Annotated in this window: 22 protein-coding genes; 7 read left to right on the plus strand and 15 right to left on the minus strand. The window is 72.4% G+C overall.

The window, feature by feature from the left end; all coding sequences use genetic code 11:
- Window positions 1-39 precede the first annotated feature (39 nt).
- Entirely contained in the window at window positions 40-1,068 is a 1,029-nt protein-coding gene (locus tag OH804_RS16845; RefSeq protein ID WP_406066316.1) for a helix-turn-helix domain-containing protein, read from the minus strand.
- A gap of 246 nt (window positions 1,069-1,314) precedes the next feature.
- Between OH804_RS16845 and OH804_RS16850 the strand changes: the two genes are divergently transcribed.
- Entirely contained in the window at window positions 1,315-2,289 is a 975-nt protein-coding gene (locus tag OH804_RS16850; protein WP_406066318.1) for a helix-turn-helix domain-containing protein, read from the plus strand.
- Here OH804_RS16850 and OH804_RS16855 read toward each other — a convergent pair.
- The 8 genes from OH804_RS16855 to pgsA all read right to left on the minus strand — a co-directional run bounded on the left by OH804_RS16855 (window position 2,267) and on the right by pgsA (window position 9,170).
- Window positions 2,267-2,920: a DUF402 domain-containing protein gene (locus OH804_RS16855; protein WP_406066320.1), complete on the minus strand. Its 654-nt coding sequence runs from the start codon at window positions 2,918-2,920 to the stop codon at window positions 2,267-2,269. The genes OH804_RS16850 and OH804_RS16855 overlap by 23 nt on opposite strands.
- A gap of 132 nt (window positions 2,921-3,052) precedes the next feature.
- Window positions 3,053-3,805 (minus strand): YebC/PmpR family DNA-binding transcriptional regulator, encoded by a 753-nt coding sequence (locus OH804_RS16860; protein ID WP_196922236.1) that lies wholly within the window; start codon window positions 3,803-3,805, stop codon window positions 3,053-3,055.
- A 282-nt stretch (window positions 3,806-4,087) separates the two neighbouring features.
- Window positions 4,088-4,693, minus strand: coding sequence for a pyridoxal 5'-phosphate synthase glutaminase subunit PdxT (gene pdxT, locus OH804_RS16865; protein WP_406066322.1), 606 nt, complete (start codon window positions 4,691-4,693; stop codon window positions 4,088-4,090).
- A 43-nt stretch (window positions 4,694-4,736) separates the two neighbouring features.
- Window positions 4,737-5,654, minus strand: a complete 918-nt coding sequence (gene pdxS, locus OH804_RS16870; RefSeq protein ID WP_406066324.1) for a pyridoxal 5'-phosphate synthase lyase subunit PdxS — start codon at window positions 5,652-5,654, stop codon at window positions 4,737-4,739.
- 148 nt (window positions 5,655-5,802) lie between these two features.
- Complete coding sequence (locus OH804_RS16875; RefSeq protein WP_196924874.1) at window positions 5,803-6,297, minus strand: hypothetical protein; 495 nt, start codon at window positions 6,295-6,297, stop codon at window positions 5,803-5,805.
- 90 nt (window positions 6,298-6,387) lie between these two features.
- Complete coding sequence (locus OH804_RS16880) at window positions 6,388-7,548, minus strand: glycosyltransferase family 4 protein (RefSeq protein ID WP_196922233.1); 1,161 nt, start codon at window positions 7,546-7,548, stop codon at window positions 6,388-6,390.
- Between the two features lie 16 nt (window positions 7,549-7,564).
- Complete coding sequence (locus OH804_RS16885; protein WP_406066327.1) at window positions 7,565-8,497, minus strand: phosphatidylinositol mannoside acyltransferase; 933 nt, start codon at window positions 8,495-8,497, stop codon at window positions 7,565-7,567.
- Between the two features lie 43 nt (window positions 8,498-8,540).
- Window positions 8,541-9,170: a phosphatidylinositol phosphate synthase gene (gene pgsA, locus OH804_RS16890; protein ID WP_130400261.1), complete on the minus strand. Its 630-nt coding sequence runs from the start codon at window positions 9,168-9,170 to the stop codon at window positions 8,541-8,543.
- 249 nt (window positions 9,171-9,419) lie between these two features.
- Here pgsA and OH804_RS16895 point away from each other — a divergent pair, with 249 nt between their 5' ends.
- Complete coding sequence (locus tag OH804_RS16895) at window positions 9,420-11,576, plus strand: elongation factor G-like protein EF-G2 (protein ID WP_196922230.1); 2,157 nt, start codon at window positions 9,420-9,422, stop codon at window positions 11,574-11,576.
- A gap of 141 nt (window positions 11,577-11,717) precedes the next feature.
- Here the strand turns inward: OH804_RS16895 and OH804_RS16900 are convergent, their stop codons facing one another.
- Window positions 11,718-12,776: an aldo/keto reductase gene (locus OH804_RS16900; RefSeq protein ID WP_406066330.1), complete on the minus strand. Its 1,059-nt coding sequence runs from the start codon at window positions 12,774-12,776 to the stop codon at window positions 11,718-11,720.
- Window positions 12,777-12,862: 86 nt separating this feature from the next.
- Here OH804_RS16900 and OH804_RS16905 point away from each other — a divergent pair, with 86 nt between their 5' ends.
- Entirely contained in the window at window positions 12,863-13,357 is a 495-nt protein-coding gene (locus tag OH804_RS16905; RefSeq protein ID WP_406066332.1) for a hypothetical protein, read from the plus strand.
- Between the two features lie 40 nt (window positions 13,358-13,397).
- Here OH804_RS16905 and OH804_RS16910 read toward each other — a convergent pair whose 3' ends face one another.
- Entirely contained in the window at window positions 13,398-13,910 is a 513-nt protein-coding gene (locus tag OH804_RS16910) for an HIT domain-containing protein (protein ID WP_196924873.1), read from the minus strand.
- A 177-nt stretch (window positions 13,911-14,087) separates the two neighbouring features.
- On the opposite strand from OH804_RS16910, the gene OH804_RS16915 reads away from it, so the two are divergent.
- A complete protein-coding gene (locus tag OH804_RS16915) occupies window positions 14,088-14,816 on the plus strand; it encodes a D-Ala-D-Ala carboxypeptidase family metallohydrolase (RefSeq protein ID WP_196922227.1) in 729 nt (242 codons plus the stop codon).
- Between the two features lie 128 nt (window positions 14,817-14,944).
- Here OH804_RS16915 and thrS read toward each other — a convergent pair whose 3' ends face one another.
- Complete coding sequence (gene thrS, locus OH804_RS16920; RefSeq protein ID WP_406066334.1) at window positions 14,945-16,954, minus strand: threonine--tRNA ligase; 2,010 nt, start codon at window positions 16,952-16,954, stop codon at window positions 14,945-14,947.
- 188 nt (window positions 16,955-17,142) lie between these two features.
- Between thrS and OH804_RS16925 the strand changes: the two genes are divergently transcribed.
- Window positions 17,143-18,042: a DUF1775 domain-containing protein gene (locus OH804_RS16925; RefSeq protein ID WP_406066336.1), complete on the plus strand. Its 900-nt coding sequence runs from the start codon at window positions 17,143-17,145 to the stop codon at window positions 18,040-18,042.
- Window positions 18,043-18,244: 202 nt separating this feature from the next.
- On the opposite strand, the gene OH804_RS16930 is transcribed toward OH804_RS16925, so the two are convergent.
- Window positions 18,245-19,165, minus strand: a complete 921-nt coding sequence (locus OH804_RS16930) for an ADP-ribosylglycohydrolase family protein (RefSeq protein WP_406066338.1) — start codon at window positions 19,163-19,165, stop codon at window positions 18,245-18,247.
- A gap of 73 nt (window positions 19,166-19,238) precedes the next feature.
- Between OH804_RS16930 and OH804_RS16935 the strand changes: the two genes are divergently transcribed.
- Window positions 19,239-19,928 carry a response regulator transcription factor gene (locus OH804_RS16935; RefSeq protein WP_091401712.1) on the plus strand — a complete coding sequence of 230 codons (690 nt, stop codon included), beginning with the start codon at window positions 19,239-19,241 and terminating at the stop codon, window positions 19,926-19,928.
- 29 nt (window positions 19,929-19,957) lie between these two features.
- On the plus strand, window positions 19,958-21,361 hold the full coding sequence (locus tag OH804_RS16940) for a HAMP domain-containing sensor histidine kinase (protein ID WP_196922223.1): 1,404 nt from the start codon (window positions 19,958-19,960) through the stop codon (window positions 21,359-21,361).
- Between the two features lie 228 nt (window positions 21,362-21,589).
- On the opposite strand, the gene OH804_RS16945 is transcribed toward OH804_RS16940, so the two are convergent.
- Both OH804_RS16945 and OH804_RS16950 read right to left on the minus strand, forming a co-directional pair.
- Window positions 21,590-22,612, minus strand: coding sequence for an adenosine deaminase (locus OH804_RS16945; protein ID WP_406066341.1), 1,023 nt, complete (start codon window positions 22,610-22,612; stop codon window positions 21,590-21,592).
- On the minus strand, window positions 22,609-23,403 hold the full coding sequence (locus tag OH804_RS16950; RefSeq protein ID WP_406066343.1) for a trans-aconitate 2-methyltransferase: 795 nt from the start codon (window positions 23,401-23,403) through the stop codon (window positions 22,609-22,611). The genes OH804_RS16945 and OH804_RS16950 overlap by 4 nt, the downstream gene beginning before the upstream one ends.

A 23,403-nucleotide genomic window follows, 5' to 3' on the forward strand; every position in this document is an offset into this window, starting at 1 on the left:
CCGGTTCGTGGACCGGGCGGGGAGCATCACGCGTGACCGCTACGTCGCGCAGTTCCAGTGGCCGAAGTCGCCGGTACGGGACCAGATCTCCCGGGCCGTCCCGATGTTCCAGGCCGGATCCAGCACCGTCCGGCGGTCGACCCCGAAGCGGGACACCTCCACGTCGCTGAACTGGAACAACCCCCAGCGCCGCGACCCGTCCTCGACGACCTCCACCCGGTACGGGTCCAACCCGGACAGGCAGCGCGCCACCTCCACCGCCCCGGCCGGGTCCTCCGGGAACATCTGCCGCAGGTGCTTACGGATCCGGTCCTGCGGCCAGCTGACGGGAACCTTCCGATCGCCCGCCAACTCGTCGAACAACCGCGCGTCCGCGGTGCCACTGACCGGCAGACCGCCGAACGCCTGGAACACCATCACCCGGCTGGTGGTGTCCGGGCCGAACCAGCCGTCGACAGGCACTGTGAGTCCGTCGGCCACCAGATGTTCCTGGAGGCTCAGCACGCAGGGGTCGTACATGCCCTGGCGCAGCACCGCCGGGCAGCCGCCGGTCGACGCGCTGTCCACAGTGGGAGCGGCGCGAGGTGGCAGCGCCCCGGTCGCCCCGACCGTCAGGACGCCGAACACCGCCAGCAGCGCCAGCCGGAGCCAGCGACGGGCCGGCCAGGGCGCTTCGGGTCGGGGCGGAACCGAGCCGACGCTCGGGCGGATGGTCGCCGGAACGGTCGAGGATGGGCCGGCCGGAACCTGCGCCGGGCCGCCCTCCCGTCGACCCTGCTCGCTCAGGCGGGCCTCGATGTCCCGCCGTGTCTCCAGCCACCTGTCGACCTCGACCGCCGGGGTACCGCAGGCCGCCAGCAACGCGACGACGGTGCGCTCCCGTGGCAGCGTCGTCCGCCCCAGCATCGTCGCGAGGGTGCTCGGTGGCAGCCAGTGTCCGGCTGCCGAGGCGCGCCGGGCGATCTCCCGGTAGGTCAGCCCGGACCGCCGCCGCGCCTCCCGGAGCAACGCCACATACTCCCCCGCCGTGGCCACCTGCGGCACCGGATCCCGGACAGCATCATCCATCGAATCTCCCCGTGTCTTGGTGTGGTCGAGCCGGCGCTGGCGCGGGCCCGTCAGCCGAACACCGGTCAGCGGCGCGGCCATCGAGAGAAGACGCTAGGCAAGCCGGTGGGCGAAGACAATGCCCTGATGGCCGCGCCGCGCTGTCCGGGCAGCTCAGGGCGGCCTGTCCGGATCCTGTCCGACCATCTCGGACAGTGGGCGGGACCCGATTTGCCCACGCGTCCGCGGTGTCTGGACAATCGGGCGATGACCACGGGGGAGCTACGCCCGGACGACGCGTCCAATCCGGCCGAGTTCGTCGAGTTGCTGCGCCAGCTCAAGGACCGGTCGGGGCTCACCTACCGGCAACTGGAGCAGCGTGCCGCGGCGGCGGGTGACGTGCTGGCCCGGAGCACGGCGGCCGACATCCTGCGCCGGTCCACACTGCCGCGACCCGAGGTGGTGGCCGCGTTCGTCAGGGCCTGCGGCGCGGAGGATCAGGTCGAGACGTGGCTACGGGCCCGGCACCGCCTCGCGGCAGGTCAGTTCGCCCCGCCGTCGCCAGCAGCTGACCCACCGCCGGTTGACGCAGTCACGACTCCGGAGCGCGCCGGCCCGGCCCGCCCACGCTGGTTCGCGCGGCCCGCGCCGCTGGCACTGCTCGTCGTGGCTGCCCTGCTGGTCGCGCTCAGCGTGGGCTTCTGGATCGAGCGACGCGACGACGAGCGAGCGCGAGCCACCGATCCGACCGCATCGGCGGCCGCCCGTTTTCCGAGCGGGGGGCTCAGTCAGATCCGCCCCGTCCGCAGCCCGCACCTCTGCCTCACTGAGGGTCGCGATCGCACCGGCCAGTACACCAAGGAGATAGCGGTCCAGCGGCCCTGCGCGGAGGCCACCCCACCGGACACCTCGCTGGAACCGGTGGCCGACGGAATGTACTTCATCCACTGGGTCCACCCGGTGCTCGGTAAGGGCTGCCTCACCATCCGCGACGAGGATCCCGGCCGGGATCTACTCGAACCCTGGAACGAGGAGGATTGCAGCGCGGACAGGCCGAAGCAGGTGTTCCACTTCGAACCGGCCGGGGCGACGCCCAGCGCATACCGAATCCGGCCCGACCGTAGCGAGTTGTGCGTCGGCCTGCGCGACGACGACAGCGACGTGTCCGACGCGGCGCTGGTCGAGCCGTGCACCGGCGGCCCGGATCAGGTGTGGCTGGTCAACGCGCTGCCCGGGAACTGATCTCGGCGCCGCTCAGCGCGGGTGGCACCTGATCCCAGTGGGCGGGCAGCGGAGGCGCCGTCCAGGCGGGGTCGGGCTGCCAGGAGGCCCACGCCCGGTCCCACCAGCGCTCACCGCCGTCGAGCAGGTCGGCGATCCGGTCGCCCTCGGCCTGGATGGCGTCCCCCATGCCCGGGTAGCGCCCCTCGACGAGGCGCTGGGCGAACATCTCCACGTCTTTCCAGACGTACCGGTCGGCATCCGCGGCCCACCACAGGTCCAGCTCGTGGTCCAGGGTGTCCACCCCGATCGCCGTACGGCGCACCGGGTCCTGGAGGTTGAAGTACCAGCCGGCGAAGTCGCGCCCCGGCCCGGTCCAGAACACGTCGATCGAGTGTGCCTCACCGGGGCGTTGCAGCATCAGCTTGCCGTGCCCGGACCAGGAGCGGTGCCCGGCGGTCTCCCACGGGTGCCGCCCGCACGGGAAGACGCCGGTCTCCGGGAAGCCGAACTGGGCGCCCGGTGGAAGGTAGAGGGCGAGCAGGTCGGGCGAATCCTCGACGCAGATCGTCGGGCAGCCGAACCAGACCTCGCCTCGCAGCACCTCACGGCGTACCACGGTCTCGCCCGGTGCAAAGCGCTCCGCCCCCACCGCGGCACCTCCTCGTTCGACGCCAACCCAGCCCCGCCGCGATCGTGCACTTTCGGTTGACGACATGTCACGTGTGACCCGGTCTGCTGGGCCAGAAAGTGCAAGATCGCGGCGGGATGAGGCGGGGCGGACTCAGGCGTCGACCGCCGCCATCACGTCGTCGCTGATGTCGAAGTTGGCGTAGACGTTCTGGACGTCGTCGCAGTCCTCCAGGACGTCGATCAGCTTGAAGATCTTGCGGGCGCCCTCTTCGTCCAACGGCACGTTGACGCTGGGGATCAGCGAGGACTCGGCCGACTCGTACTCGATGCCGGCATCCTGCAACGCCGTCCGCACCGGGACCAGGTCGGTCGGCTCGGAGACCACCTCGTACGCCTCGCCGATGTCGTTGACCTCTTCGGCACCGGCGTCGAGGACGGCCAGCATCACGTCGTCCTCGCTGGTGCCCTCCTTGGGGACGATCACCACGCCCTTGCGGGAGAACATGTACGACACCGAGCCGGCGTCGGCGAGGGAGCCGCCGTTGCGGGTCAACGCGGTCCGTACCTCGGTCGCCGCGCGGTTGCGGTTGTCGGTGAGGCACTCGATCAGCATGGCCACGCCGTTCGGGCCGTACCCCTCATACATGATCGTCTGCCAGTCGGCGCCGCCGGCCTCCAGGCCGGAGCCGCGCTTGACGGCGCGATCGATGTTGTCGTTCGGCACCGAGCTCTTCTTCGCCTTCTGAATGGCGTCGAAGAGCGTCGGGTTACCGGAGGGGTCACCGCCGCCGGTCCGTGCGGCCACCTCGACGTTCTTGATCAGCTTGGCGAACATCTTGCCGCGCTTGGCGTCGATGACGGCCTTCTTGTGCTTGGTCGTCGCCCACTTTGAGTGGCCGGACATCTTCTACCTCCGTTGCTACCCGCCGTCTGCATCGACCGCACCGCTCACGCCCTGCTCCCGCCGGCGCACGCGGAGGTGCCGGTCAGCTCTGGTGGAAGCCGTGGCGGGCAGATGGCCCTGCCGAATCTCCGCAATCCTACCGACGTCCCCCCGGTCGCTGTCATGCACCGCGCTCGGCACGGCCGCCCGGCCTGCCCGGACCAGGGCAGACGGGACAAAAACCCGGTCCGGGCCGCGACCGCGGCGAGCATCATGGACAGCCCGGCACGGTCACCCGCCGGTTCAGGAGGCGGCGCGGACCAGGTCCACGAAGTACGCGTGCACCCGCAGGTCACCGGTGAGCTCCGGGTGGAACGAGGTGGCCAGCAGGTTGCCCTGTCGGACCGCCACGATCCGGTCGGCGGCCGGGCCGCCGGCCACGACCCCGATGACCTGTACGCCGGCACCGACCCGCTCGACCCACGGTGCGCGGATGAACACCGCGTGGAACGGCTCGCCCGGCACCCCGGCGACGGTCACCGGCGCCTCGAACGAGTCGACCTGCCGGCCGAACGCGTTGCGTCGGACGGTCATGTCGATGCCGGAGAAACCCCGCTGATCGGGTCGACCGTCGAGCACCTCGGTCGCCAACATGATCATTCCGGCGCAGGAGCCGTACACCGGCATGCCGTCGGCGATCCGCTTGTCGATCGGCTCGCGCATCTCGAAGATGTCGGCGAGCTTGCTCATTGTGGTGGACTCGCCGCCGGGGATGACCAGGCCGTCGACAGCGTCCAGCTCCGCCGGACGGCGGACCGGGCGGGCGTCCGCGCCCGCCGCGGCCAGCGCCGCCACGTGCTCGCGGACGTCGCCCTGGAGCGCGAGCACACCGATCACGGGTGCCGTCATGGTCGCACCGTTCCTCTCCGCGTCCGCCGTCCGGGAAAAGCGCTCACCAACCGCGCTCGGCCAGCCGGTGCGGCTGCGGGATCTCGTCGACGTTGATGCCGACCATCGCCTCGCCGAGACCCCGGGAGACCTTGGCCAGCACGTCCGGGTCGTCGTGGAAGGTGGTCGCCTTGACGATCGCGGCAGCCCGCTGCGCCGGGTTGCCCGCCTTGAAGATGCCGGAGCCGACGAAGACGCCCTCCGCGCCGAGCTGCATCATCATCGCCGCGTCGGCCGGCGTGGCGATCCCGCCCGCGGTGAACAGCACCACCGGCAGCTTGCCGCTCTCGGCGACCTCCTTGACCAGCTCGTACGGGGCCTGCAACTCCTTGGCCGCGACGTACAACTCGTCGGTCGGCAGCGAGGAGAGCCGGCTGATCTCCTGGCGGATCTTCCGCATGTGGGTGGTGGCGTTGGAGACGTCACCGGTGCCGGCCTCACCCTTGGAGCGGATCATGGCCGCGCCCTCGGTGATCCGGCGCAGCGCCTCGCCCAGGTTCGTCGCGCCACAGACGAAGGGCACCGTGAACGCCCACTTGTCGATGTGGTTCGCGTAGTCGGCCGGGGTCAGCACCTCGGACTCGTCGACGTAGTCCACGCCGAGCGACTGGAGGATCTGCGCCTCCACGAAGTGGCCGATGCGGGCCTTGGCCATCACCGGGATGGAGACCGCCTCGATGATCCCGTCGATCATGTCGGGGTCGCTCATCCGAGACACCCCGCCCTGCGCGCGGATGTCGGCGGGCACCCGCTCCAGGGCCATCACCGCGACGGCGCCGGCGTCCTCAGCGATCTTGGCCTGCTCGGCGTTGACGACATCCATGATCACGCCGCCCTTGAGCATCTCGGCCATGCCACGCTTCACGCGGGCGGTGCCGACGACGGGGGCGGTACCGGTGTTCGACGGGGTGTTCTCGGGCACGGGTCATCGCTCCTTGGACGTGCGCTGAGGGTGGCAGCGAAAATGCTACGCGCGGTGCAACGCCGTACCGACAGCCAATCAGACCCCCGGTGGCCTGCACTGTGGCAGTGGTCACCGGCTCGGCGCGAGAGCACGGCGACCTCGGAGGTCAGGCCGCGGGGACGTCCGCGGGGACGACGAGGGTCGGATCGTCGATGTCGAAGTAGCGCGGCCACTGCCGGCCCCGCCCCATCCGCAACAGGCGCACCAGCGGCCGGCTGCGCGCCGAGCGGGCGTCCCGGACCAGGTCGGTGTGCACCTGCCGGGACAACGCGAGCCGACGGCTGGCGGCGATGACCGCCGCGCAGTCCGGGTCGCCCGGGTCCAACTGGACGCCGCGCAACTGCCGGGTGAGGTCGTTCTCCGCCGCCTCCCGCTCGTCCGGGCTGGCGTCCAGGGCGATCCGGGCGGCCGCGTACAGCTCGACGCCGAAACGCCGCTCAGCCAGGACCGCGGCTGCCGCCGCGCGGCGCAGCAGGTGAGCGTCGAGGGCCCGGGCCGCCAGCTCCGCGCGGCTCTGTAGCCGCTCGACCCGGCCGGCGGTCCAGATGAGGTACGCCGCGACCAGCCCCACGACCACGCTCGCGGCCACCACCCACCACATGTGCGGCATCGTAGTGCTGCTCCGTTTCGTCCGATTGGGCGCGGCCGGACCGGTCCCACCGGTCACCACCGCGCCATCCGTCACACCGGCTCAGCCCAGCCCCACCCATTCCTGGTCGATGACCCGCCCGTCGGTTGCCTCGATCGCCGCTGCGTATACCTCCAGAACGCGGCGAGCAACCACCGGCCAGTCGAAATTCGCGACCACCTGATCGCCGCAGGCGCTCAGCGTGGCCCGACCGGCAGGGTCGTCCAGCAGCTCGCCCAGCACGTCACGCAGCCCCGCCGCGTCACCGGTGGGGAAGAGCCGACCGGCCCGCCCACCGTCGAGCACCCGCCGGAACGCGTCCAGGTCACTGGCGACCACAGTCGTGCCCGCCGCCAAGGCCTCGGTGAGGATCATGCCGAACGACTCACCGCCGGTGTTCGGTGCGACGTAGAGGTGCACGCTGCGCAACATGCGCGCCTTGTCCGCTTCGCTGACCAGGCCGAGGAACGTGATCCGCTCGTGCAGCTCGGTGGGGAACTGGTCGTACAGGTCGTCGGGGTCACCCGGGCCGGCGACGAGCAACCGCAGACCGGGCCGGGTGCCGGCCAACGCCACGAACGCGTCGCGCAGCACCGGGAAGCCCTTGCGTGCCTCGGTGAACCGGCCCAGGAAGCCGAGCGTGCCGCCGGTGCCGGCCGCGCTCTCCCCCGGCCAACCCGGCAACGGCTCGGCGTCGGCGAACTTGGCCACCGCCACCCCGTTGGGGATCTCCACCGCCCCGCCGTCCATGTGCTCGACCTGGACCTTGCGGGCCAGCGCGCTCACCGCGATCCGGGCCGTGATCCGCTCCAACACGATCTGGAGCACACCCTGGGCGGCGGCGAGGACCCGCGAACGGGTCATCGCGGTGTGGAACGTGGCCACCACCGGGCCACGGGCGGAGAGCACGGCCAGCAGCGACAGACTCAGCGTGAGCGGCTCGTGCACGTGCAACACGTCGAAGTCGCCGTTGGTGATCCACCGCCGCACCCGGGCGGTCGACACCGGACCGAACGCGATCCGGGCCACCGAACCGTTGTACGGCAGCGGAACGGCCCGGCCGGCGGACACCACGTACTCCGGCAGCGGCGAATCCTCGTCGGCCGGCGCCAGCACACTGACCTCGTGGCCCAGCGCGATCAGCGCCTCGGCGAGATCCATGACGTGGTTCTGCACCCCACCGGGCACGTCGAAGGAGTACGGGCACACGATGCCGATCCGCATGTGTCAGCCCACCTCCTCAGGCCTGGCCGGAGGCCGGCGAGGGCAGCGCCGTGCCCTCCCCCGCCCTCCCCTGGTCCAGCCACATCCGCTGCAACATGTGCCAGTCTTCCGGATGCCGGGCGATACCCGCCGCCAGACGGTCGGCGATCAGCTGGGTCAGCGACCGGACCCGCTGGTCCAGCGGTCCCACCTCAGGCCCCGGCACCGGCAACGGACCAGCCAGCGACGCACAGGCGGCATCCGGCTCGTACCACATCGAGGCCACGTAGAGCGGCGCGCCGGTGTGCAGCGCGAGCAACGCCGGCCCGGCGGGCATCCGGGTCTTCCCGCCGAAGAAGTCCACCTCCACCCCCCGGGCGGAGAGGTCACGGTCGGCCAGCAACGGCACCACCGCGCCGGCACGGAGCCGGTCCAGCAACACGTCGAACGCCGGACGCGGCCCACCGTGGGTCGGCAGGATCTCCATCCCGAGAACCTCTCGGAAGGCCAGGAACCGCTTGTACACGCCCTCCGGTTTGAGCCGCTCCATGACGGTGGTGATCGGCCAACCGGTGGCCGCCACCCAGGCGCCCGCGGCGTCCCAGTTGCCGGCGTGCGGCAGCGCCACCACCGCGCCCCGGCCGGCGGCCACGTCGGCGGCGAGCAGCTCGGCGCCGTCGAGCCGGAAACCGGACAGGATCTGCGACCGGCTCAGGGTGGGCAGCCGGAACGCCTCCATCCAGTACCGGGCGTACGAGCGCAACCCGCGCTTGACGAGATCGTCCAACTCGGCCTCGGGCAGCTCCGGGCCGACCACCCGGCGCAGGTTCGCGCGCAGTCGGGCCGTACCCCCGCCGCCGGTGCGGTGGGCGCGGTCCGCGCCCGCCTGGAACGCCGCCGCCACCAACGACCGGGGTAGCGCGCGGACCACCCGCCACCCGGCGATGTAGCCCAGCTCGGTGAGGTTCACGCGACTCGGCCGCCGGTCGTCCGACGCCGGGCCCGCACGCCACTCACGCCTGGCCGTCCGGCTGGAGCTGCTGGGCCTGGCGGTAGACGTGCGTCATCCGCTGCCCCACCGTGAAGATCGACACGGCGGCGAGCAGCCAGAGTGCGATCTCCAGCGCCGGCTTCACGTTCAGGCCGGTGAGGATGCCGCCGACCCCGACGATCAGCAGCCGCTCGGTGCGCTCGGCGATGCCCACGTTGCAGGTCATGCCGAGCCCCTCAGCGCGGGCCTTGACGTAGGAGACGAGGCTGCCGGCGGCCAGGCAGACCAACGCGGCGGCCACCCCGGAGTGGTTGCCCTGCGTGGCCAGCCAGTACGCGACAGCGCCGAAGACGGCGCTGTCGGCGACCCGGTCCATGCTTGAGTCGAGGAACGCGCCGAACCTGGTGGAGCCGCCGCTCATCCGGGCCATCGTCCCGTCGAGCAGGTCGGTGAGCGCGAACAGGGTGACGATCAACGCGCCCGCGACCAGGTGGCCGCGGGCACCGAAGCCGAGCGCGCCGACGAGCACACCAACGGTGCCCGCGACGGTGACGGCATTGGGGGTGACGCCCGCGCGCAGCAGGGCGCGGGCAATCGGCTCGACGACGCGGGTCATCCCCGCGCGGGCCGACACTTGGAAGATCTTCGCCATGGCGGTCCCCACGATAACGGTCCGCCCAGCTCCGGCGATACGGACGGTCCCGCCGACCCGCCCGGGGGAGGCTTGTGCCTACCCGGCAACGGGTGTGAGATCGAGCCGGGAGGTGAGCCAGCTCACCCGTCCGCCCGTCCCGTTCCCGCTGTGCAGCAGACCACCGGAGGATATCGCCGCGCACTCGCCCCGGGCCGCTTCCCGTCGCGCGGCGGTCGCCACCACCACCGGCTGAGGGAGGTGCGCCCCATGGCGCAGAAGAGTCACGAGAAGGGTTCCACCGGCGGCACGCCGGTGGTGACCGAGCCCGAGCGGGTTCGCAACGTGGTGCTCGTCGGGCACTCCGGGGCGGGCAAGACCACACTGGTCGAGGCCCTGCTCGCCGCGACCGGCACCATCGGCCGCGCCGGCACCGTCGTCGACGGCACCACCGTCGGCGACCACGACCCCGCCGCCGTACGCCAGCAGCGCTCGGTCAGCCTGTCCTGCGCGCCGCTGCTGCACAACGGCATCAAGGTCAACCTGCTGGACACCCCCGGGTACGCCGACTTCGTCGGTGAGCTGCGCGCCGGGCTGCGGGCCGCCGACGCCGCGCTGTTCGTGGTCTCCGCCGCGGGCGGCATGGACGCGGCCACCGTCGCGCTCTGGGAGGAGTGCGCCGCCGTCGACATGCCGCGCGCGGTCGCGGTGGCCCGACTGGACCAGCCCCGCGCCGACGTCGACGAGACCGTGGCGCTCTGCCAGCGCCTCTTCGGCGACAACGTGATGCCGCTCTACCTGCCGATGCTCGGCGACGACGGGGTCTCCACCGAAGGTCTGCTCGGCCTGATCACCCGTCGGGTCTTCGACTACAGCGCCGGGCTGCCCGCCGACGTCCGCGACCCGGACCCGGAGCACCAGCGGGCCATCGACGAGTCCCGCGACGAGCTGATCGAGGGGATCATCGCCGAGAGCGAGGACGAGACCCTCATGGACCGCTACCTCGACGGCGAGGAGATCAGCGACGAGGTGCTCATCGACGACCTGGAGAAGGCCGTCGCCCGGGGCCACTTCTACCCGGTGGTGCCGGTCTGCGCCCAGACCGGCGTCGGGCTGGACGTGCTGCTGGAGGTGCTGACCGCCGCGTTCCCGTCGCCACTGGAGCACGAGCTGCCGGCGGTGACCGGCGTGGACGGGTCGCCGCGTCCGCCGCTGAGCTGCGACCCGGCCGGGCCGCTCGTCGCCGAGGTCGTCAAGACCACCGTCGACCGCCACGTCGGTCGGGTCTCGCTGGTCCGGGTCTTCTCCGGCACGCTGCGCCCCGACCAGACCGTGCACGTGTCCGGGCACGGGATGGCCGAGCGCGGGCACCCCGACCACGACGCCGACGAACGGGTCGGGCACATCTACACCCCGCTGGGCGCCACGCTGCGGGAGGTGTCGCTCTGCGTGGCCGGTGACATCTGCGCGATCACCAAGTCGGGCAGCGCCGAGACCGGCGACACCATCTCGACCAGGGAAGACCCGCTGCTGATCGCCCCCTGGGAGATGCCGGAGCCGCTGCTGCCGGTGGCGATCGTCGCCCGGAGCCGCGCCGACGAGGACGCCCTGGCCCGCAACCTCGCCCGCCTGGTCGCCGGCGATCCCACGCTGCGGCTGGAGCGCAACCCGGAGACCCACCAGCTGGTGCTCTGGTGCATGGGCGAGGCGCACGCGGACGTGGTGCTCGACCGGCTGCGCGCCGGCGGCGTCGAGCTGGACACCGAGCCGGTCAAGGTGTCGCTGCGCGAGACCCTGACCGTGCCCGCGACGGGGCACGGCCGCCACGTCAAGCAGTCCGGCGGCCACGGCCAGTACGCGGTCTGCGACATCGAGGTCGAGCCGCTGCCCCGTGGCAGTGGCTTCGAGTTCGTCGACCGGGTGGTCGGCGGCGCGGTGCCGCACAACTACATCCCGTCGGTGGAGAAGGGCGTCCGCGCCCAGCTGGAGCGCGGGCTGGTCGCCGGGCACCCGGTGGTGGACCTGCGGGTGACCCTGGTCGACGGCAAGTCACACAGCGTCGACTCCTCCGACGCGGCCTTCCAGACCGCCGGCGCGCTGGCGCTGCGCGACGCCGCCGAGCGTGGCCAGCCGGCGCTGCTGGAGCCGATCGACGAGGTCACCATCCGGGTTCCGGACGGCTCGGTGGGCACGGTGATGGGCGACCTGTCCGGCCGACGCGGCCGGGTGCTCGGCACCGAACCGGACCCGGACACCGAGGGCCGCACCCTCGTCCGCGCCGAGGTGCCGGCCACCGAACTGCTTCGGTACGCCGTCGAGCTGCGCTCCATGACGGCCGGCACCGGCACCTTCCGCCGTCACTTCGTCCGCCACGACCCCATGCCCGCCCACCTGGCCGACCAGACCCGCAAAGAACAACTCCCCTAACCCCCGACGCGCCCCCCGCTCTCGGGTCGATCATGGAGTTGTGGTGGGCAGAAGGTCGACCTAGGCCCGATTTGTGGGGCACCACAACTCCTTGATCGACGCGGGCCGGTGCGCGGGGGCGGGGCCGGAGCGGGGGGCGGGCTACGGGTGGACTGTGGGGTGGGTGGGGCGGGGCCAGTGGGGGCGGTCGGCGTCGCGGAGGGCTGCGGTGCGGACGGCGGCGAGCTGACGTTCCACCTCGACGAACTGGTCCGCCGGCAGCGGGCCCCTGTGCAACGCGGCCGCGTTCTCCTCGACCTGGGCGACCGTACGGCAGCCCGGTATCGGGATGGTGCGACCGCTGCGCGCCCAGATCCAGCCCAACGCGCCCTGGGCGAGGGTGCGCCCGTCGGCGGTGAGCGCGGCACGGACCGTGCCGACCCGGCGCAGCCACTCCGGTGCCGGCCGGCCACCCCGGAACCACTCCAACCAGCCCGGCGCCAGCCCACGTACGTCGTCGCGGGGCAGCGTCGACCCTGCCGAGTACTTGCCGGTGAGCAGCCCCATCCCGAGTGGGCCCCGGTTGACGCTGGCCAGGTCGTACTTGTCGCAGACGGCGAGCAGGTCGGGGGCGTCGCGCAGCACCGACAGCGTGTGTTGCACGGCGGTGGCGCCGGCGGCGGCGTGCCCGAACGCGGCGGCCCGGTCGGGGCGGTCGGTGCTCCACCCGTACGCGCGGATCAGGCCCTCGGCCACCAGGTCCTCGCAGGTCCCGATCAGCGCCTGCGCCCTGGGGACCGGAAGGTCGGCGAGGTGCAGCTGGTAGAGGTCGATCCGGTCGGTGTCCAGCCGGCGCAGTGAGGCGGTCACCGCATTGCGCAGGTAAGCGGGTGACGCGTCCTCGCCGGTGGCCTGCCGAGCGGCCTCGTCGAAGGTGTAGCCCCACTTGGTGGCGATCACGGCGTCGTCGCGGCGACCGGCGAGGGCGCGACCGAGCACCCGCTCACCGTGCCCGGCCCCGTACGTGTCGGCGGTGTCGAAGAGGGTGATGCCCAGATCAAGTGCCCGGCGTACCGCCCGCACCGACTCGTCGTCGTCGACCGCGCCCCAGCCCAGCGGCTGGGCGCCCTCCGCCCAGGGCCCGCCGATCGCCCAGCACCCCATGCCGAGGGCGCTGACCTCGATGCCGCTGCGCCCCAACGTCCGTGTCGTGACTGCCATCGGCCGATCGTGTCACCTTCGACCGGCCGGGGCGTAGCAGTTCCGCGGGCGGACACGCGGGTGCACGGAGACGGTCACGGTGCGGCATGATCAACGCCATGCGACGGCTCGGTGTGGACATCGGCGGAGTGATCATCGAGCCGGCCGACGACGACGCGGACACCTCCTTCTTCGGCGCGAACTACCTGCGTACCCCTGCTGTCGTCGGGGCGTTCGACGCGCTCGCGGCCCTCGGCCCGGCCTTCGACGAGGTGCACCTGGTGTCCAAGTGCGGGGAGGCCACCGAGCGGCGCACCCGGGAGTGGTTGGCCCACCACGGCTTCCCGGCCCACACCGGCATCCCGGTCGAGCGGGTGCACTTCTGCCGCACCCGACCGGACAAGGCGCCGATCGCCCGACGCCTCGGCCTGACCCACTTCGTGGACGACAAGCTTGAGGTGCTCGGCTACCTCGACTCGGTGCCGCACCGCTTCCTGTTCCGGCCCCGCCGGGCCGAAGTCGCCGCACACGCCGCGCTGCTGCCCCGCGTACACCGGGTGGAGAGCTGGTCGGAGCTCAGTCCGCTGCTGCGCGCCGCCTGACCGGTCCGGCGCGGACGTCGCGCGGCGCGGACGTCGGCGGTCAGGACGGCCAGGCGCGGGCGAGCAGGTCGCGGGTGTCGCCGAGCAGTTGCGGCAGGACCTTGGTACGGCCGATCACCGGCATGAAGTTCGCGTCGCCGCCCCAGCGCGGCACCACGTGCTGGTGCAGGTGCGCGGCGATGCCGGCGCCGGCCACCCCGCCCTGGTTCATGCCCAGGTTGAAGCCGTGGGCGTTGCTGACCTTGCGGATCACCCGCATGGCGGTCTGGGTGTACGACGCCAGTTCGGTGGTCTCCGGCACGTCCAGGTCGGTGTAGTCGGCGACGTGCCGGTAGGGGCAGACCAGCAGGTGCCCCGGGTTGTACGGGTAGAGGTTGAGCACCACGAACACGTGCTCGCCCCGGGCCACCACCAGGCTCTCGTCCGGAGGCAGCTGAGGGCCCCGGCAGAAGGGGCAGCCGGTGGGTTTCTCGTAGCCCTCGGCCGGGCGGTCCTCGCCGGAGATGTAGGTCATCCGGTGCGGCGTCCAGAGCCGCTCCAGGCCGTCCGCCATGCCGTCGATGTCCGTGTGCCGTTCCGCCCCTGTCACGAGCCGATCCTACGGAGCCCCGCTGGCACGCCGCGACACCCGCCGTCAGGAAACCCGGGCGATGCAAGTTCTTGACGGATCAATACTGAAGCCTGAAACTTCCATGCATCCACGTACTTCCATGCATTGATGGAGGGCTACATGTTCCGACGGCTCGGCAGGCTCCTCGCGGCACTGGCGTTGACCGCCGCCACCACAGTGGCCGGCGTCACCCTCACTGCCGGCGCGGCCCAGGCGGACGGCTGCTACACCTGGGGACGCACCCTGTCCCAGGGTGCGTCCGGCGAGGACGTCCGGCAACTCCAGATCCGGGTCGCCGGCTACCCCGGCTACGGCGCGGTGCTCACCCTCGACGGCGCGTACGGCCCGGCCACCCGATCGGCGGTGATCCGCTTCCAGCAGGCGTACGGGCTGCCCGCCGACGGCATCGCCGGCCCACAGACGTTCAACAGGCTCTACGCCCTCCAGGACGACGACTGCACCCCGGCCAACTTCAGCTACCCCGAGCTGAACAAGTGCAACAGCGACTGGTCCGGAGGCGCGGTCTCGGCGAGCACCGCCCGGTTCAACGCCCTCGTCTCGATGTGGAAACTCCAGGCCATGCGGCACGCCCTCGGGGACGTCTCCATCGCGATCAGCAGCAGCTTCCGCAGCTACGCCTGCAACAGCGCGGTCGGCGGGGCATCCAACAGCAGGCACCTGTACGGCGACGGGGTGGACCTGGTCGGGTCCCCGTCGTTCTGCCGGCTGGCGCAGCAGGCCCGCAACCACGGCTTCGGGCAGATTCTCGGCCCCGGCTACCCGGACCACAACGACCACACCCACGTGGCGGCCGTCGGAGGATGGTCAGCCCCCAACTGCGGCATCTGACACCCCGCGCCGCCTCCGGGCGAAGATCGTGCTCGAACATGGCAGTGGTGGCCTCCCCCACCGGGGAGGCCACCACTGCCTGGATCGCACACGATCATGCGGCACGCGGACCGCGCGCGGCGGTTCCGCTACTCGGCGGCGGCGGAGGGGCCGATGTTGGTCCGCGAGCTGACCACGTCCAGCACGTGGGTCACCGCCTCGGCGACCGGCACCCCGTTGCGCTGGGAGCCGTCGCGGTAGCGGAACGAGACAGTGCCGGCGGCCACGTCGTCGTCACCGGCGATCACCATGAACGGGATCTTCTGCTGCTGCGCCGTCCGGATCTTCTTCTGCATCCGGTCGTCACCCGCGTCCACCTGTGCCCGGATGCCCTCGGCGCGCAGCGCGGCGACGAAGCCGTGCAGGTAGTCGGTGTGGTCCTCGCGGATCGGGATGCCCACCACCTGCACCGGTGCCAGCCAGGCCGGGAAGGCACCCGCGTAGTGCTCGGTGAGCACCCCGAAGAACCGTTCGATCGACCCGAACAGCGCACGGTGGATCATGACCGGCCGTTGCCGGCTACCGTCGGCGGCCTGGTACTCCAACGCGAACCGCTCCGGCTGGTTGAAGTCGACCTGGATGGTGGACATCTGCCAGGTCCGGCCGATGGCGTCGCGGGCCTGCACGGAGATCTTCGGCCCGTAGAACGCCGCGCCGCCCGGGTCGGGCACCAGGTCCAGGCCAGAGGTGGCGGCGGCGGTCCGCAGCGCCTCGGTGGCCTCGGCCCAGTCCTCCTCGGCGCCGATGAACTTGGGCGAGTCGTCCCGGGTCGACAGTTCCAGGTAGAAGTCGTCCAGGCCGTAGTCGCGCAGCAGGTCGAGGACGAAGCTGAGCAGCGTGGACAGCTCGCCGGCCATCTGCTCGCGGGTGCAGTAGATGTGCGAGTCGTCCTGGGTCAGGCCACGGACCCGGGTGAGGCCGTGCACGACGCCGGACTTCTCGTACCGGTAGACAGTGCCGAACTCGAACATCCGCAGCGGCAGCTCCCGGTACGACCGCCCGCGCGACCTGAAGATCAGGTTGTGCATCGGGCAGTTCATCGCCTTGAGGTAGTAGTCCGCGCCCTCCAGCTGCATGGGCGGGAACATGGTGTCCGCGTAGTAGGGCAGGTGGCCGGACGTCTGGAACAGCTGCGCCTTGGTGATGTGCGGGGTGTTGACGAACTCGTACCCGGCGGCCTCGTGCCGCTGGCGGGAGTAGTGCTCCATCTCCCGGCGGATGATGCCGCCCTTGGGGTGGAAGACCGCCAGGCCGGAACCGATCTCGTCGGGGAAGCTGAACAGGTCGAGGTCCGCGCCGAGCTTGCGGTGGTCGCGCCGGGCGGCCTCCTCCAACAGCTTCAGGTACGCCTTGAGCTCGTCGCGGGTCGGCCACGCGGTGCCGTACACCCGCTGTAGTTGGGGGTTCTTCTCCGACCCCCGCCAGTAGGCGGCGGCGGAGCGCATCAGCTTGAACGCGCCGATCAGTCGGGTGGTCGGCAGGTGCGGGCCCCGGCACAGGTCCGACCAGCAGACCTTGTCCTCCTTGGCGTCGAGGTTGTCGTAGATGGTCAGCTCGCCGCCGCCCACCTCCATCACCTCGGCGGTGTCCAGACCCTCGCCCTTGACCTCGATCAGCTCCAGCTTGAACGGCTCGTCGGCCAGCTCGGAGCGCGCCTCGTCCAGGCTGCCGAAGCGGCGGCGACGGAACCGCTGCCCGGACTTGATGATCTCCTGCATGCGCTTCTCGAGCTTGCTGAGGTCATCGGGCTGGAACGGCTTGTCGACGTCGAAGTCGTAGTAGAAGCCGTTCTCGATGGGCGGGCCGATGCCCAGCTTGGCCTCGGGGAAGATGTCCTGCACGGCCTGGGCGAGCACGTGCGCGGTGGAGTGGCGCAGCACGTTGAGCCCGTCGGGCGAGTCCAGGCTGACCGGCTCGACGACGGTCTCCTCGGCCGGCGTCCAGTCCAGGTCGCGCAGCTGGCCCTGCGGGTCGCGGACCACGACGATCGCCTTGGGGCCGTTCGCGGGCAGTCCGGCCGCGGCCACCGCGTCGGCCGCCGTGGTCCCGGCGGCGACGACGACGGGGTCGGCCACGGCGGGGGTACGGGGTGCGGACACGGTGACTCCTCCAAGTGGTACGAAACGGTGCCGATCCTCGGCTCCTGCCGATGCTATCGGTCGCCCCGCCCCCGGCCGGGAAGGGCACCTCCTTACCGCCGACGTTGAACCTTTCGCGCCTCGCAGCCGAACTAGAGGGTGTGGCCGGAAACCGGTGCCGGCCGCGTCGAGACGGATGGGGGCACGAGATGGCGAGCACGTACGGCGGTGGCCGTCGGCGGCGGATCGTGGCGGCGACCGCGGTGACCGCCGCTGGGCTGCTGCTCTGGCCCGGCGCGGCGTACGCGGCGGACGTGACGACCACCCCGACCGAGGCCCGGCAGGGCGACGCGGTGCGGCTGGAATTCAGCGTTCCGGAGGAGCGGGCCGGCACGAAGACCAAACAGATCGAGGTCCGGCTGCCGGCCGACGCGCCGATCGCCGAGGTCTACCCCATGTCGGTGAACGGTTGGGCGCCCCGGATCAGCTCCCGCACCCTGGACAAGCCGGTGGCCGGCATCCACTCCGCCGGGGTGAGCACTGTGACCACAGCGGTGACCTGGGTCCGGGTCGGCGCGAGTGACAGCGGACCGGCCCGGTTGGCGCTCTCCATGGGGCCGATGCCGCAGGCCGAGCGGCTCACCTTCGAGGTCGTCCAGACGTACGCCGACGGCACTGTGGTCCGGTGGGCGGACGCCGCCGGTCCGCACCGGGCCCCGACCCTCACCCTGCTGCCGGCGGCGCCCGGCGCGGCGGGTCCGGCCGCACACGGCGGGCACGGTGGCCCGGCGGCTGGCGCACCGACCGCCGCGGGCGACGGTGCGGACGCCGCGCCGCCGGCCCGATCGGGCGGTGCCGACGGGGGCAGCGCCGACGGGATGCTGGCCGCCGGCCTGCTCGCCGGGCTGGGCGGCGGCGCGGCGATCGGCTGGCTGGTCAGCCGGTGGCGCCGACGCGACCCGGACGAGGCCACCGCGCTCGCCGAGGTGACCGGCGGCCCGGACGAGGCCGCGACGCTGGCCGAGATAACCGGCCGCGGAGACGACACCGCAACGCCAGACCCGACGCCAGCCAACCCGCAGCCCGCTGTTCCCGCTGCATCGCGCTGATCCACTCGGGTTCCCGGAAACCGTGGTATCCAAGCCGCACGGACAACCCGATCTAGCGGTGATCCACTCGGCTTTCCGGAAACCGCGGCATCCAAGCCGCGCGGACGGCCCGATTTTCAGGAAGCCGAGTTGATCGTGCGCAGCGCAGGCGCAGCGCAGGCGCAGCGCAGGCGCAGCCCGGTTGGCCAGGGATCCCCGGGGATCAGGGGAGCCAGGTAGGTAGCGGTTCGCGGGCGGCCAGCCACTTCTCGGGCACCCCGCCCGGGGTGCCGACGCCGGTGTGTGCCGCCACCACCGCCCCTGCGATGGCCGACGTGGTGTCCACGTCCCCACCGGCCCGTACGCACGTCTCGATGGCCGCCGGATAGTCGTCCAGGTGGGTGGCGGCCACCCAGAGGGTGAACCCGACGGTGTCCTGGGCGGTCACCCGGGAGCCGTTGCCGAGCGCCGCCACCACCCGGGGCAGCGGCCGGCCGAGCAACCCGGCGGCCCGGAGTACGCCCCGGTGCACCTCGGTGCCCGGGTCGAGCACGGCGGCGATCCCGGCGAGCAGCCGCTCCGGCGGCGGCCGGTGCCCGTCGAGGCGGGCCCGGGCGGCCAGCGCGGCGGCGACGGCGACCGCGACCGCACCGGCGATCCCCTCCGGGTGGGCGTGCGTCACCTCCGCGGAGGCGCGGGCCTGCGCCGCGGCGCGCGCTGTCGAGTCGGCGAAGTACGCGCCCAGCGGGCCGACCCGCATCGCCGCGCCGTTGCCGCAGGAGCCCTGCCCGTCGAAGGCGGAGGCGGCGGCCAGCGGCCACGGGGTGCCGTCACGGATCAGCCCCAGGATCAGCATCGCGCCCGCGCCGTAGCCTCGGCGCTCAGTGCACCGCTGGGCGAAGGAGAGGGCCAGCCGGTCCCGGTCGATGCCGCCGGAGTCGGCCAACTGGGCGAGGACCGAGCAGGCCATCTCGGTGTCGTCGGTCCATTCCCAGGGCGCCGACGGTAGGGCGTCGGTGGCGAGGTCCACTGGCGCCGGCGTCGGCAGGAAGTACTGCGCGCCGAGCGCGTCGCCGGTGGAGAGACCGGCGAGGCTGTCCCGGGCGAGCGCCAGGCGGGCATCGGCGAACAGGGTGAACGACATCGTCGTACCAGCTTGCCCGGTCGCCAGGCACGCCGCAACGCGATCAACTTGCCAGGCCAAGTACGGTCTTGTCGTGGCCTCCGTGCTCCTGGTCGAAGACGATCACGTCGTACGCGGCGCGATGCTGCGGTCCCTCACCGACCGGGGGCATGCCGTGCACGCCGTGGGTACGGCGTTGGACGCCCTGCGTCGGGTCGCCGCGGAGACACCCGACCTGGTGGTGCTCGACCTCGGCCTGCCCGACCTGGACGGCTCGGACGCGCTGCGGATGCTGCGCGGCATCACCGACGTGCCGATCATCATCGCCACCGCCCGCGACGACGAGCAGTCGGTGGTCAAGCTCCTGCGCGCCGGCGCCGACGACTACATGGTCAAGCCGTTCACCGGGGCGCACCTGGACGCCCGGATCACCACGGTGCTGCGGCGGGCCGGTCGGGCCAGTCGGTCCGTGCAGCCCGCGGTGCACAGCGTCGGCGGGCTGCGGGTGGACGTGGGCGAGCGCAGCGCCCAGCTCGACGGGGAGCCGCTGGCGCTGACCCGCAAGGAATTCGACCTGCTGGCGTATCTCGCCGCACGACCTGGGCGGGTAGTGTCCCGCCGGGAACTCTTGGAGGAGGTATGGCGGCAGCCATCGGTCGGCGAGGATCAGACCATCGACGTTCACCTGTACTGGCTCCGCAGAAAGATGGGCGAGTCCGCGGCGAAGCCGCGCTACCTGCGCACCGTGCGGGGGGTCGGATTCCGGCTGGTGGCACCGGACTGAGGACGGCGCTGGCCCTGCTCACGGCCGGCATGTGCAGTCTCGTCGCGCTCGCGTTCCTGATCCCGCTCGGGCTCAGCCTGCGGGAGCAGAGCCGGGACGAGGCGATCGCCGACGCGGCGCGGCGCAGCGCGCTGGTGACCGGCGCGCTGGCGGTGAGTACCGACCCGGCGGTCGTCGAGCGTGCAGTGGTGGCCAGCGCCGAGGGCGCCCCCACCCGGCCCGTGGTGCACGGCTTGGGGTTGGACGAGTCCGCCGGTCGGGCCAGCGGCAGCGACCTGGACCGGGCACGCTCGGAGCGCCAGTCGTTGGTCGTCGACGTCGACGGGGGTGTGGCCCGGCTCGACCCGGTCGTCCTCGGTGACCGGACTGCCGTGGTCGAGGTGTTCCTTCCGGAGTCGACGCTGGGCGAGGGCGCGGGCGGCACCTGGCTGCTGCTGTTCGCTGTCGGCGCGGCGCTGGCCGGCGCGGCGGTGCTGGTGGTCGACCGGGTCGCCGCCCGCGCTGTGGACTCGACCCGAGGGCTGGTCAAGGCCGCGCTCTCCGTCGGCGACGGCGACCTCGGCGTACGTGTCGAGCCGACCGGTCCGCGCGAGTTGGCCGAGGCCGGGTACGCCTTCAACCGGATGGCGGACCGGCTGGACGCCGCCCGCACCGACGAGCGGGAGCTGGTGGCCGACCTGTCGCATCGTCTGCGCACCCCGTTGACGGTGCTGCGGTTGGACGCGGAGGCGTTGGAGTCCGACGACACCAGCGTGGGTTCGTTCAGCCCTGCGGAGCTGGACCGGCTGCGCGGGATCCGGCGGATCCGGCAGGCGATCGTCACCCTGGAGGGTGAGATCGACGTGCTGATCAAGACCACCCGTAAGACGGTGGCGCTAGAGGCCGGGCCGGCGATGTGCGACGTCAGCGAGGTGGTCCGGGACCGGATGGTGTTCTGGGCGGCCCTCGCTGGCGACCAGAACCGGCCGCACCGGGTCAACGGCGCGCAGCTGCGCATCCCGGCGCCGGTGCCGCGGGCCGAGCTGGCCGCCGCGCTGGACGCGGTGATCGGCAACGTCTTCCGGTACACCCCGCAGGGCACCGCGTTCGAGGTGGCCGTGTCCCGGCGCGACGGTTACGTGGCGATCCGGATCGACGACGCCGGCCCCGGCATCGCCAACCCGGACCGGGCGCTGCGCCGGGGCGCCAGTGACCAGGGTTCGACCGGGCTCGGCCTGGACATCGCCAAGCGGGTGGCGTTGCAGGCAAATGGCTCGGTGAGCATCGACCGCGCCCGGCTGGGCGGTGCCAGCGTGGTGATGCTGCTCGCCGACCCGGAGGCGACTCCCCGGCAGGTCAGCCGCTTCGGTCTGGTCGGCCGGATGGCCCGCGACGCCCGGGACACCAAGGCCAGCGGACGTCGCTGGCCCCGCCAGCGCCCCACCGACGACTGACCCGGCCGAACCCCCGGGGCTGTGCGCCGGCGCAAGTCTTCCTTAGATCGCGGTTAACGACCGCGTCGGATCGGTCACGGGCTGACAGGATCAGAGCACGAACCCACCAGTTCCACCGGCCGAGCGCACCACGCACCCAGGGCCGGTGGAGTCGCGCGCGCGGCGGGAGTCACAGGTCCCCCCACACCCACGCTCCCGCCGCGCGCCCTGCTCGACCGACCGACCAGCTCAGCCAGCGGTGGCGAGGTACGCGTCGATCTCGTCGAGGATCCGCTGCTTGCCGGTGGGGTCGAGGAAGGACGCGGTCACCGCGTTGCGGGCCAGCCCGGCAAGGCCCTCGGTGCCCACCCCGAGCAGGCGGGCCGCCACCGCGTACTCGTCGTTGAGGGTGGTGCCGAACATCGGCGGGTCGTCGGAGTTGATGGTGACCAGCAGCCCGGCGGCGACCAGTTGGGGAAGCGGGTGCTCATCGAGGGTGGCCACCGCCCGGGTGCGGACGTTGGACGTCGGGCAGATCTCCATCCCGATCTGCCGCTCGGCCAGGTACGCGAGCAGCTGCGGGTCCTGCGCGGCGGAGATGCCGTGCCCGATCCGCTCGGCGCCCAGCTCGTTCAGCGCGTCCCAGACGGTCTGCGGTCCGGTGGTCTCCCCGGCGTGCGGCACCGAGCGCAGGCCGGCGGCGCGGGCCTGGTCGAAGTACTGCCGGAACTGCGGTCGGGGTACGCCGATCTCCGGGCCGCCCAGACCGAAACTGACCAGCCCGTCCGGGCGCTCGTCCAGGGCGATGCGCAGCGTCTCCTCGGCCGCCGGCAGGCCGGCCTCGCCGGGGATGTCGAAGCACCAGCGCAGCTCGATGCCGAAGTCGGCCAGGGCGCGCTTGCGGGCGTCCTCGATGGCCTCGCAGAACGCCGGCGCGGGAATGCCCCGTCGGACGTGCGAGTACGGGGTGATGGTCAGCTCCGCGTACCGGACCTGTTGGCGGGCCAGCTCCCGGGCCACCTCGTGGGTGAGGATCCAGACGTCCTCCGGGTCACGGATGAGGTCCACGACGCTCAGGTAGACCTCGATGAAGTGCGCGAAGTCGCGGAACTCGAAGTAGCTGGCCAGCGCGTCCGGGTCGGCCGGCACGGGGGTGCGTCCCTCGTGGCGGGCGGCCAACTCGGCGACGATCCGGGGCGAGGCGGAGCCGACGTGGTGCACGTGCAGCTCCACCTTGGGCAGGCCGGCGATGAAGGTGGGCAGGTCGGTCACGGGTTCTCCTGGGCATGGTCGCCGGTGCGGGCGACGACGAAGACGCGGCGGAACGGGAAGTACACCTGACCCTGCCGCACCGGGTACACCGCGGTGAGCCGTACTCCCAGCTCGGCGCGGAAGGCGGACCAGCCGGCGGCGTCCAGTGCGGCCCGGACCGGGCGCAGCGCGGTGCCCTCCATCCAGGCCAGCACCGGGTGCTCGGCGGCGGGTCGAGCCGGCAGGAGGTGCACGTAGGTAGTCTCCCAGGCGTCCACCGCGCAGCCGGCGGCGGTCAGCAGCGCCGCGTAGTCGGCCGGGTCGTCGACCGGGTCCGCGCGCAGCAGCGGCGCGACGTCGGCCCGCCAGGTCGGCCGGTTGGCGACCTCCCGCAGGGCGCGGTGCGAGTCGGCGGCGAAGTTGCCGGGGACCTGCATGGCGAGCCAGGCCCCGGCGGGCAGCTCGGCGGCCCAGCGGCGCAGCAGGTCCTGGTGGCCGGGAACCCACTGCAACGCCGCGTTGCTGACCACCACGTCCTCGTCGCCGGTCGGACCCCAGTCGCGAAGGTCGGCGACGGCGAAGTCGACGGGCGCGCCGAGGGCCTCGGCCCGCTCGATCATGTCAGGTGAGGAGTCGAGGCCGAGCACCCGACTCGTCGGCCAGCGCTCGGCGAGGACGGCGGTGAGCTGACCGGGGCCGCAGCCGAGGTCGACAACGGTCCGGGGTCGGTCGGCCGGCACCCGGGCGAGGAGGTCGTGAAACGGCCGGGACCGCTCGTCGCCGAAGCGCAGGTAGGTCGTCGGGTCCCACAT

The sequence above is a fragment of the Micromonospora sp. NBC_00860 genome (assembly GCF_045207375.1).
Classification (GTDB): Bacteria; Actinomycetota; Actinomycetes; order Mycobacteriales; family Micromonosporaceae; genus Micromonospora; species Micromonospora vinacea.

Excerpts from the sequence above, each read along its gene's own strand:
- OH804_RS16880 (WP_196922233.1), bottom strand. The coding sequence starts at position 7,548 with ATGCGGATCGGCATCGTGTGCCCGTACTCCTTCGACGTGCCCGGTGGG.
- OH804_RS16845 (WP_406066316.1), bottom strand. The coding sequence starts at position 1,068 with ATGGATGATGCTGTCCGGGATCCGGTGCCGCAGGTGGCCACGGCGGGG.
- OH804_RS16850 (WP_406066318.1), top strand. The coding sequence starts at position 1,315 with ATGACCACGGGGGAGCTACGCCCGGACGACGCGTCCAATCCGGCCGAG.
- OH804_RS16895 (WP_196922230.1), top strand. The coding sequence starts at position 9,420 with ATGGCGCAGAAGAGTCACGAGAAGGGTTCCACCGGCGGCACGCCGGTG.
- OH804_RS16905 (WP_406066332.1), top strand. The coding sequence starts at position 12,863 with ATGATCAACGCCATGCGACGGCTCGGTGTGGACATCGGCGGAGTGATC.
- OH804_RS16875 (WP_196924874.1), bottom strand. The coding sequence starts at position 6,297 with ATGTGGTGGGTGGTGGCCGCGAGCGTGGTCGTGGGGCTGGTCGCGGCG.
- OH804_RS16930 (WP_406066338.1), bottom strand. The coding sequence starts at position 19,165 with ATGTCGTTCACCCTGTTCGCCGATGCCCGCCTGGCGCTCGCCCGGGAC.
- OH804_RS16915 (WP_196922227.1), top strand. The coding sequence starts at position 14,088 with ATGTTCCGACGGCTCGGCAGGCTCCTCGCGGCACTGGCGTTGACCGCC.
- OH804_RS16910 (WP_196924873.1), bottom strand. The coding sequence starts at position 13,910 with ATGGCGGACGGCCTGGAGCGGCTCTGGACGCCGCACCGGATGACCTAC.
- OH804_RS16900 (WP_406066330.1), bottom strand. The coding sequence starts at position 12,776 with ATGGCAGTCACGACACGGACGTTGGGGCGCAGCGGCATCGAGGTCAGC.
- pdxT (WP_406066322.1), bottom strand. The coding sequence starts at position 4,693 with ATGACGGCACCCGTGATCGGTGTGCTCGCGCTCCAGGGCGACGTCCGC.
- OH804_RS16940 (WP_196922223.1), top strand. The coding sequence starts at position 19,958 with ATGTGCAGTCTCGTCGCGCTCGCGTTCCTGATCCCGCTCGGGCTCAGC.
- OH804_RS16950 (WP_406066343.1), bottom strand. The coding sequence starts at position 23,403 with ATGTGGGACCCGACGACCTACCTGCGCTTCGGCGACGAGCGGTCCCGG.
- OH804_RS16860 (WP_196922236.1), bottom strand. The coding sequence starts at position 3,805 with ATGTCCGGCCACTCAAAGTGGGCGACGACCAAGCACAAGAAGGCCGTC.
- pgsA (WP_130400261.1), bottom strand. The coding sequence starts at position 9,170 with ATGGCGAAGATCTTCCAAGTGTCGGCCCGCGCGGGGATGACCCGCGTC.
- OH804_RS16925 (WP_406066336.1), top strand. The coding sequence starts at position 17,143 with ATGGCGAGCACGTACGGCGGTGGCCGTCGGCGGCGGATCGTGGCGGCG.